Origin of the sequence: Micromonospora sp. NPDC085948 (assembly GCF_040686315.1) — a bacterium.
Lineage (GTDB): Bacteria > Actinomycetota > Actinomycetes > Mycobacteriales > Micromonosporaceae > Micromonospora.
In genome coordinates this window covers 1-8,862 of record NZ_JBFBJW010000028.1, presented here as the reverse complement: position 1 = coordinate 8,862, position 8,862 = coordinate 1, and the positions used below count along the sequence as shown (strand labels likewise).

The following is an 8,862-nucleotide window of genomic DNA, read 5'->3' as shown; positions in this document are numbered from 1 at the left end:
GCCGGGGTCCAGATGTAACGACCGGGGGGCCAGGGTCATTCCGGGGGGCGGCCCATCCATCGGCACCCACGTGAAGGCGATGCCCGCGGTCGTTCATGGGGACTGCAACGACCCGACCGTGTCCCGCATTCCCACCCCCGGCGGGCCGGGCGGCGGGGCGGTGGTCCTGCGATCGTCAGGGTATGTAACGACCCCGACCCCGCCATGATTCCGGCCCCCGGGTGCGCCCGGCCACACCCCACAAACGCCCGTAACCAAACAAACCACCCAGAGGGCACGGCTCGTGCGACCCCAAACCACCGCCACCCGCGTGATCCACTCGGCTTCACGGAAGTCGGGGCATCCCGGACTCCCGGACGCCCCGACTTCAGGAAACCCGAGTCGATCGCGACGGGCCACGCCCGCCAGCGCGGCGCAGAACGGACAAACCTCGGAGTGCTGACGGCCAGGCCGGCGCGCCGGGAGCAGGGCGCTCGGATCGACCTGAGCGACACCTGGTCTGCCGGGCGTTACCCTGACACCATGCAGGCCGTCTCCCCCACCCCGACCGGCGTGGCCTTCCTGGCCCGCCCGGGTCGCCCTGCCGTGGTGGCGAGAACGCTCGCCGAGCTGGCCGGTCCAACCCGGGGTGTCGTCGAACTGCCCGTGCGGCTGATGTGGAACGCCGACCGCACCTTCGACCTCGGCGACCCTGACCAACTGCTCTGGATGTACGAGAACGTCCTCCGGGAGACCACCCGGGCCGAGGATCTGCGAGCGCTGATCAACGGGCGCACGCTGCGCCGGGTCTGGCGCCTGCTCAACCTGCCCCGCGGCGTACGGCAGGCGTGGGAGAGCCGGCACCGCGGCCTGCGCGCGGCGTGATCCAGCCGCACCTGCACGAGTTCTACCGGGAGGTGGCCCGGGTGGCGCTGACCGCCGCCGGGCCGTACCGGTTCGTGTTGGGCGGTGGGGTGGCCTGGGCGGCGCACGGATTGGTCGCCCGCCCGACGGAGGACGTCGACCTCTTCGCCGACGTGGAGGGCGCTGCCGCGGCGGCGTCCGCCGGGGTGCGGGTGGCACTGGAACGCGCCGGCTTCAGGGTCACCGACGCCGACCCGGACAGTGAGCTGGCCGAGCTGTTCGACGGGTACGGCCAGGACATGAAGGACTTCGTGGTGAGCCGCGACGGCCGGCAGATCCGGCTCAGCCTCGCCCGGTTGGACCGTCAGCAGAGTCCGGTGGTGATGGACCTCGGTCCGGTCATGGACGTCCGTGACCTGGTGGCCAACAAGATCGCGGCACTGGTCAACCGGCGGGAGGTCCGGGACTTCATCGACGTGGCGGCGGCGCTGGAACACTACGACGTGACCGAGCTGTTGGTGCTGGCCCGGCAGGTCGATCCCGCGCTGGATCCGGCGGACGTGCGGGCCGCCGGCCGGTACCTCGACCGGCTTTCCGAGCAGCGCTTCGGCCGTTACGGCCTCAGCGCAGCCGACATCGCCCAGGTCCGCCGGCGCTTCGCCGCGTGGCCGCGCTGACCAGCGGTCCACCCGAACAAACCGCACGACCAGGCCGGACCGGCGGGTGGGCGTCCCGGCGGACACCCACCCGGCGGCGGATCACTTGGTCGGTCGACCGCCCGTGACCCCCAGGATTTCGCCGGTGACGTAGCTGGACTCCTGCGACGCGAAGAAGACGTACGCCGGGGCGAGCTCGGCCGGCTGACCGGGACGACCCTCCGGGGTGTCGGTGCCGAACTGCTTCACCTTCTCCTCCGGCATCGTGGCCGGGATCAGCGGCGTCCAGACCGGGCCGGGGGCGACCGCGTTGACCCGGATGCCCTGCTCGGCCAGGTCGGCGGCGAGGGCCTTGGTGAAGTTGGCGATCCCCGCCTTCGTGGTGGCGTAGTCGAGCAGCTGCGGCGACGGGTCGAACGCCTGGATCGACGCCGTGTTGATGATCGCCGACCCCTCGGCCAGGTGCGGGATGGCGGCCTTGCAGAGCCAGAACATCGCGTACAGGTTGGTCTTGAGCACCCGGTCGAACTGCTCGGTGCTGATCCCGAGGATCCCCTTGTCCTGCGACATCTGGTACGCCGCGTTGTTGACCAGGATGTCGATCCCGCCCAGGTCGCGGACCGCCCGATCGACCAACTTCTGGCAGTGCGCCTCGTCGGTGATGTCGCCGCGGACCGCGATGCCTCGCCGGCCGGCGTCTTCGACCAGGCGGATGGTCTCCCGCGCGTCGGCGTCCTCGTCCTCGCTCAGGTAGGAGATGAGCACGTCGGCGCCCTCACGCGCGTAGGCGATCGCGATGGCCCGGCCGATTCCCGAGTCACCGCCGGTGATCAGCGCCCGCTTGCCGTCGAGTTTGCCGCTGCCCCGGTACGACTCCTCCCCGTGGTCGGGCTTCGGGTTCATCGCCGCGGTCGAGCCGGGCGCCGACTGCTGTTGGGCGGGCTGACCGGACTGCTGGCCGTACTGGCTGGTCGGGTCCTGCTGGGTGTGCTGGTCCTCACTCACCGATGTCTCCTCGCGCCGCGCGGGAAGCGGGGGCTGTCCCGCGATTTCGTCCCTGACCGCCGTACCCCGCGTCGGTCTGCGGAAACCGTGACCACCGCCGGGGCTGGCGTGGCGGGAGTGACGGCTGCTGGTTATGGTGCGCAAGGCGCTCACGAGGCGCGTCCACCCCCATGGAAAGGCACGTCATGACCTCTCCCTCCGGCCCGTCGCGTCGTCAGGTGCTCGTCGCCGCGGCGGCGGCGACGGCCGCCCCGCTGATCGCCGCCGCGCCCGCGCAGGCGGCCGGCAGGCCCCGGCCGCGCACCTGGGACCTCACCCTCCTGGGCACGTCGGACACGCACGGCAACGTCTACAACTGGGACTACTACCGCGACGCCGAGTACGACGACAGCAAGCAGAACGACATCGGCGTCGCGAAGCTGGCGACCCTGATCAACCAGATCCGCCGGGAGCGGCGCGGCAAGGCGACGCTCGTGCTCGACGCCGGTGACACGATCCAGGGCACGCCGCTGGCCACCTACTACGCCAAGCAGGAGCCGATCACCGCCACCGGGGAGAAGCACCCGATGGCCCGCGCGATGAACGTCATCGACTACGACGCGGTGACGCTGGGCAACCACGAGTTCAACTACGGTCTGCCGTTGCTGGACCTGTGGATCCGCCAGCTCGGGTTCCCGGCCCTCGCCGCGAACGCCGTCAACGCGAAGACCGGCAAGCCGGCCTTCCTGCCGTACGTCATCAAGAAGGTCTCCCTCGGTCTCGCCGCGCCGACCCTGCGGGTCGGCATCCTGGGGCTGACCAACCCCGGTGTGGCCATCTGGGACAAGGGCAACGTCGAGGGCAAGCTGCGCTTCGACGACATGGTCGCGACCGCCGCGAAGTGGGTGCCGGTCATGCGGGCGCGTGGCGCGGACCTCGTGCTGATCTCCGCGCACGGCGGGGACAGCGGCACCTCCAGCTACGGCCCGGAACTGCCGAACGAGAACCCGGTCGCGCTGATCGCCCAGCAGGTGCCGGGGATCGACGCGATCCTCTTCGGTCACGCGCACAACGAGGTCGTCGAGCGGTTCGTCACCAACGAGCGCACCGGTACGCAGGTGTTGCTGTCCGAGCCGTCGAAGTGGGGCCAGCGACTCACCCGGATGGACTTCACCCTCACCCGCGAGCACGGCCGGTGGACGATCACCAAGAAGGCCGCCAGCATGCTGAACACCAACACGGTGGTCGAGGACCCGAAGGTGCTCGCCGCCGTGCGGGCCCAACACCAGAAGACCATCGCGTACGTCAACCAGGTGGTCGCGCAGTCCACCGTCGAGTTGTCGGCGGCGGAGTCTCGCTACAAGGACACGCCGATCCTGGACTTCATCAACCACGTGCAGACCGAGGTGGTCGGCGCGGCGCTGACCGGCACCACGTACGCGGACCTGCCGGTGCTGTCGATCGCGGCGCCGTTCAGCCGTACCGCGGTCTTCCCCGCCGGGGACGTGAAGATCCGCGACGTGGCCGGCCTGTACGTGTACGACAACACCCTCGAGGCCGTGGTGCTCAGCGGGGCCGAGGTGCGCGCGTACCTGGAGTACTCGGCGAAGTACTTCCGGACCGTCGCGCCGGGCGCCCCGGTCGACCCGGAGCAGATCAGTGACCCGGCCGTGCCGGACTACAACTACGACGTGTTCTCCGGCCTGGACTACGACATCGACATCTCCAAGCCGGTCGGGCAGCGGATCACCCGACTGGTGCTGACCGGCACCGACACCCCGGTGGCCGACAACGCGCAGTTCGTGGTGGCGGTGAACAACTACCGGCGCAGCGGCGGCGGCAACTTCCCCGGCATCGTGAAGACCCAGGTCTACAACGCGCAGCAGGAGATCCGGCAGATGCTCATCGACTGGGCGCAGGCCAGGGGGACGATCGACCCGGCCGACTTCTTCCAGCCCAACTGGCGACTGGTCCGCGAGGGCGTGCCGGTCTTCTGATCCCCGATCGTCGGCGGGCCGTGGGTGGCGACACCCGCGGCCCGCCGCGCGTTCGTCAGCCCTGCACGTTCCAGCGGACCGGGTCCGCGGGCTCCGGCTGGTCCCGTCCGGGGTCGGTCTCGGTCAGGGCGACCCGCTCGTCGGGACGGACCGCGGGCGGCAACTCTCCGAAGCGCGCGTGCCGCAGGAACGCGTACTCGTCATCGGTGAACGGCTGCTCGGCCATCGGCACCTCCTGTTGCTCCCCTGCCATTGTCCGGCGTACGCGGGTTCGGCGCCAGGACGGTGTCACACCGCGTAGAGCATCCTAGGATCCTGGGTGAGCGATGGTGGGCTGTGGGCGCCTATCCGGCAGCCGGTCGAGCACCGCGAGAGCCGCCCGGATCGGCCGCCGTCGCAGCATCTCGGCGAAGCTCGCCCGGCCCTGGCAGAACTGGACGAACATCCGCCACCCCGGCGGGGTCGCCAACAGCGCGTGGAACACCTCCGGACGCCTAGTGAACACGTCGAGCAGCCGGAATCCCGCCCGCATCTCCGGCAGCAGGCGCTCGGCGACCGCCCGCTCGTACCCGGCCAGGTCACCACCGGCCACCGCCGCACCGGCCAACTCACCCGAGCGCAACGCGAAGCTGATGCCCTCCCGGCTCCACGGCTCCAGCAACCCGGCCGCGTCCCCCACGACGAGCACCCGACCGTTGCGCAACGGCGAATCCTCCTCGCGGCACCGGGTCAGGTGACCGGAGTCGTGCTCCGCCGGCAACCCGGTCAGCCCCAACCGGTCGACGAACCGCCGCAGGTAGTCCCGGGTCCCCTCCCCCGCTCCCCGAGCGGCGATCACACCCACGGTCAACGTGTCGTTCTTGGGAAAGACCCAGGCGTACGAGCCCGGCATCGCACCCCAGTCCAGCAGCAGCCGCCCCCGCCACCGCTCCTGCTCCGCGGGCGGCACCGGGATCTCCAGCTCCAGACCCAGGTCCACCTGCCGGTAGCGCACTCCCACGTGCCGGGCGGTCACCCCCGAGGAACCATCCGCCCCGATCACCGCACGGGCCGCGATCGTCGTACCGTCGGCCAACCGCAGGCGTACCCCCTCGGGGTCCTGCTCGATCGCGCGGACCGCGACCCGCTCGCGCACCTGCGCGCCGGCGTCCACCGCCGCCGTGCGCAGCCGGTCGTCGAACTCCTCGCGGCGCACCATGGTCACCACCGGGCTGTCGTTGCGGCGGGTGAACTCCCGACGGCCGTCGCGGGTGAACGTGACCCGGTCCACCCGGTCGTGCGCCGGCACCTCGATCCGACCCTGGACCGCCGCCAGCGAGGTGCCGATCAGGCCACCACCGCAGGTCTTGTACCGCGGGTGCGCGGCCCGCTCGACAACCAGGGTGGACACACCCGCGCGGGCAGCGACGTAGGCCGCGGACAACCCGGCGGGGCCGGCGCCGACGACAACGAGATCCCACATGATCACGAAAGCAGCCTAGGGGATGGCGAGGGTCCCGCCGAGCCGCGCGACCGCGCACCGTCGACGTGTTCCCGCACGGCTATCCTCGGTCGGTCCGCGCCCGCATCCCTTCGCCGGACCGACCGCCATCCGGACCGGGAGTCGTACGTGGTCATCAGCATCGACGGGCTCACCCTGGGGTACGGCGACCACGTCGTGGTGGCCAGCTTCGGGCTCGACGTCCACCCGCGGGAGGCGGTGGCCCTGCGCGGCCCCAACGGCGCGGGAAAGTCCACCCTGCTGCGGTGCGTGGCTGGTCTGCACACACCGGGCGCGGGAACCTGACGGTGGCCGGATCCCCGGTGGACGAGCGGGACGCGGGGTTCCGCCGCGCCGTGGTGGCGATGCTCGACGTGGCGCTGATCGGCACCCTGCCGGCCCTGGCCGCCATCACCGCCGACGGCTTCGGCGGCACCGCCCGTGGTCATTCAGGCTGTCGTGTCCCTTGTCGTGCTGACCGCGTTCCTCACCGCGTCCGCGACGCGCCGGACCCGTGGACGTCTTGGTCGCTCCGCCCGCGCGGCCGTCACCCGAGCGGTGACCGTGGTGTGGCGGCTCTGAGCCGCCCGCTGCCGTCGCCCGGCGGCCGCGCCTGATCCCGCACCGCCCGATCGGGTGTGCATCTTCGGTCAGCCAGGGGGTAACCGGCGCACGGCAACCGCCGCACGATGGCGGACGAGTGAAGGAGGAACCCATGCAGCAGGTGCAACTGTCGGAGGCCGAGCAACGCGTGTACCAGGCGGTCACCACTCTTGAGGCACGCGGACAGGTGCCCTATCCGGACCTGATCGCCGAGGAGTCCGGGCTGACCGAGGAACAGGTCGGCAGCCCCCTGCACCTGCTCACCGAAAAGGGCCTGCTGCACCGCGAGGACTCACCGATGGCGGGTCTCGACTTCGGTCCCCGGTTCTGCGCCCGCCAGATGGCGTGACCGGCAGAACAAGCCGGGACGATTCGCCCCCCGGTGACCCGGGTAGGGGTCAACAATGCCTGATCAACGGTCAACGGGGGGCACGATGAGTGCGGCGCAACCGCCGCAGCCGGTGGACGCGGCCGCGAACCGACGACGCTGGCAGGCCGTCGGCGTCGGGCTGGTCGCCGCGTTCATGACGTTGCTCGACGTCAGCATCGTCAACGTCGCGGTGCCCTCCATCGACCGGGCGCTGCACGCCTCGCCCAGTGACCTCCAGTGGATCCTCTCCGGATACGCGCTCACCTTCGGCCTGGCGCTGGTGCCCGCCGGTCGCTTCGGTGACGCCCGCGGCCGGCGCAACGCGTTCGTCTTCGGCATCGCACTGTTCACCCTGACCAGTGCGCTCGCCGGTCTCGCCACCTCCCCGACCTGGTTGGTCATCACCCGCCTGCTCCAGGGTGCCGCCGCCGGCATCGTCAACCCGCAGGTCATCGGACTGATCCAACAACTCTTCCGCGGGCCGGAACGGGCCCGTCCGTTCGGGCTGCTCGGCGCCACCATCGGTATCTCCACCGCGGTCGGGCCACTGCTCGGCGGGCTGCTCATCGCCATCGGCGGCGAGGAACACGGATGGCGGTGGGTCTTCTTCGTCAACGTGCCGGTCGGCGTCCTCGCGGTGATCCTCGGCTGGCGCCTCCTGCCCGGCCGCCCCGCCGGTCAGCCCGGCTGGCGCCAACTCGACCCCGTCGGCGTCCTGCTGCTCGGTGTCGGCGTGGTCCTCGTCCTGCTTCCGCTCGTGCAGGAGCAGCAGTGGCGGACCCCCTGGAAATGGGCGCTCATCCCGGCCGGACTCGCGGTGCTGGGCGCCTTCGGGCTGTGGGAACGGCGATACGCGCGCCAGCACCAACCACTGTTCGACCTCCGCCTGTTCGGCCTCCGGTCGTACACCCTGGGGTCGCTCATCGCGCTGGTCTACTTCGGCGGCTTCACCGCGATCTTCTTCATCTTCACGCTGTTCCTGCAGATGGGTCTCGGCTACAGCGCGCTCGTCGCGGGCCTGGCGATCACCCCGTTCGCCCTGGGTTCGGCCGCCGCCGCCGTGCTGGGTGGCCGCATCGTCAACCGCATCGGCCGACCTCTGGTCGCCATCGGTCTGCTCACCATCGTGGTCGGTCTGGCCGCGACGGTTGTCGCGTTGCGCCTCGCCCCGGACGACCCCGCCCCCTGGGTCACCGCCGGTCCGCTGCTCGTCGCCGGCATCGGCAGCGGGTTGGTGATCGCACCCAACCAGACGATCACCCTCGCCGACGTCCCGGTAGCGCAGGCGGGCAGTGGCGCGGGCATGCTCCAGACCGGTCAGCGGATCGGCGCCGCCGCCGGCATCGCCGCCGTCGGCTCGGTGTTCTTCTCGTCGCTGGCCGACAGCCGCGGCAACTGGACCACGTCCTTCGAACGGTCGCTCATGCTGGCCACCGGCATCATCGCACTCGCGCTGGTCTGCGCGCTTGTCGACATCCTCCGCACCCGCCGCCAAAAGACCTGACAACACCAGGGGTACGCCGCTGGCCGGCACCCGGGTTGCGGGTGCCGGCCAGCGGTCGGTGTCGTGCGTGTGGTGCTGGTGTCAGCTGTTCCAGTGCTGGGCGACGAGGTCGGTGGCCTGCTGCTCCCACTGGGCGTAGGCGTCCGGGTAGGCGGACACCTGCACGGTCTGCGCGGCCTCGGTCAGGGGCATGTCCTGCCAGCCGTCGACCTGCTTGAGGCCCTTGAGGAACGCGGTGGTGGAGTAGGCCGGGTCGGTGATCTGCTCCGGCGTGCCCCAACCACTGGACGGGCGCTGCTGGAACAGGCCCAGCGAGTCGTGGTCGTTCATGTCGCCCAGGTGGCCGAGGTTGTCCAGCTTCGACTCCTGCAGGCTCGTCGCGATCGAGATCACCGCAGCCCGCTCGGGCAGGCCGGCCTTCTTCG

At 71.0% G+C, this 8,862-nt stretch carries 9 protein-coding genes and 1 pseudogene; 6 read left to right on the top strand and 4 right to left on the bottom strand.

The features are described from left to right. Positions 1-522: 522 nt before the first annotated feature. Both AB0O48_RS34415 and AB0O48_RS34410 read left to right on the top strand, forming a co-directional pair. Positions 523-864 carry a hypothetical protein gene (locus tag AB0O48_RS34415; RefSeq protein WP_357249119.1) on the top strand — a complete coding sequence of 114 codons (342 nt, stop codon included), beginning with the start codon at positions 523-525 and terminating at the stop codon, positions 862-864. Next, positions 861-1,520, top strand: coding sequence for a nucleotidyl transferase AbiEii/AbiGii toxin family protein (locus AB0O48_RS34410; RefSeq protein ID WP_357572784.1), 660 nt, complete (start codon positions 861-863; stop codon positions 1,518-1,520). Before AB0O48_RS34415 ends, AB0O48_RS34410 begins: the two co-directional genes overlap by 4 nt. An 81-nt stretch (positions 1,521-1,601) precedes the next feature. On the opposite strand, the gene AB0O48_RS34405 is transcribed toward AB0O48_RS34410, so the two are convergent. Then, positions 1,602-2,504: an SDR family oxidoreductase gene (locus AB0O48_RS34405; protein WP_365070163.1), complete on the bottom strand. Its 903-nt coding sequence runs from the start codon at positions 2,502-2,504 to the stop codon at positions 1,602-1,604. Positions 2,505-2,689: 185 nt separating this feature from the next. Between AB0O48_RS34405 and AB0O48_RS34400 the strand changes: the two genes are divergently transcribed. Continuing rightward, complete coding sequence (locus tag AB0O48_RS34400) at positions 2,690-4,480, top strand: 5'-nucleotidase C-terminal domain-containing protein (protein WP_365070160.1); 1,791 nt, start codon at positions 2,690-2,692, stop codon at positions 4,478-4,480. A 55-nt stretch (positions 4,481-4,535) separates the two neighbouring features. Here the strand turns inward: AB0O48_RS34400 and AB0O48_RS34395 are convergent, their stop codons facing one another. Together AB0O48_RS34395 and AB0O48_RS34390 are read right to left on the bottom strand one after the other, a co-directional pair. Next, complete coding sequence (locus tag AB0O48_RS34395; RefSeq protein WP_357572781.1) at positions 4,536-4,706, bottom strand: hypothetical protein; 171 nt, start codon at positions 4,704-4,706, stop codon at positions 4,536-4,538. A gap of 81 nt (positions 4,707-4,787) precedes the next feature. Next, positions 4,788-5,948, bottom strand: coding sequence for a geranylgeranyl reductase family protein (locus AB0O48_RS34390; RefSeq protein ID WP_357572780.1), 1,161 nt, complete (start codon positions 5,946-5,948; stop codon positions 4,788-4,790). Between the two features lie 141 nt (positions 5,949-6,089). Between AB0O48_RS34390 and AB0O48_RS34385 the strand changes: the two genes are divergently transcribed. The 3 genes from AB0O48_RS34385 to AB0O48_RS34375 all read left to right on the top strand — a co-directional run bounded on the left by AB0O48_RS34385 (position 6,090) and on the right by AB0O48_RS34375 (position 8,437). Continuing rightward, a complete protein-coding gene (locus AB0O48_RS34385; RefSeq protein ID WP_357249101.1) occupies positions 6,090-6,266 on the top strand; it encodes an ATP-binding cassette domain-containing protein in 177 nt (58 codons plus the stop codon). 409 nt (positions 6,267-6,675) lie between these two features. Further along, positions 6,676-6,912: a hypothetical protein gene (locus tag AB0O48_RS34380; RefSeq protein WP_030491902.1), complete on the top strand. Its 237-nt coding sequence runs from the start codon at positions 6,676-6,678 to the stop codon at positions 6,910-6,912. Between the two features lie 55 nt (positions 6,913-6,967). Continuing rightward, positions 6,968-8,437, top strand: a complete 1,470-nt coding sequence (locus AB0O48_RS34375) for an MFS transporter (protein ID WP_365070154.1) — start codon at positions 6,968-6,970, stop codon at positions 8,435-8,437. 81 nt (positions 8,438-8,518) lie between these two features. Here AB0O48_RS34375 and AB0O48_RS34370 read toward each other — a convergent pair. Next, a pseudogene (locus tag AB0O48_RS34370) lies at positions 8,519-8,862 on the bottom strand (hypothetical protein); the annotation flags it as partial.

Bases quoted from the DNA above. Each gene is read 5' to 3' on its own strand.
- AB0O48_RS34415 (WP_357249119.1), top strand. From the start codon at position 523: ATGCAGGCCGTCTCCCCCACCCCGACCGGCGTGGCCTTCCTGGCCCGC.
- AB0O48_RS34400 (WP_365070160.1), top strand. From the start codon at position 2,690: ATGACCTCTCCCTCCGGCCCGTCGCGTCGTCAGGTGCTCGTCGCCGCG.
- AB0O48_RS34395 (WP_357572781.1), bottom strand. From the start codon at position 4,706: ATGGCCGAGCAGCCGTTCACCGATGACGAGTACGCGTTCCTGCGGCAC.
- AB0O48_RS34380 (WP_030491902.1), top strand. From the start codon at position 6,676: ATGCAGCAGGTGCAACTGTCGGAGGCCGAGCAACGCGTGTACCAGGCG.
- AB0O48_RS34375 (WP_365070154.1), top strand. From the start codon at position 6,968: ATGCCTGATCAACGGTCAACGGGGGGCACGATGAGTGCGGCGCAACCG.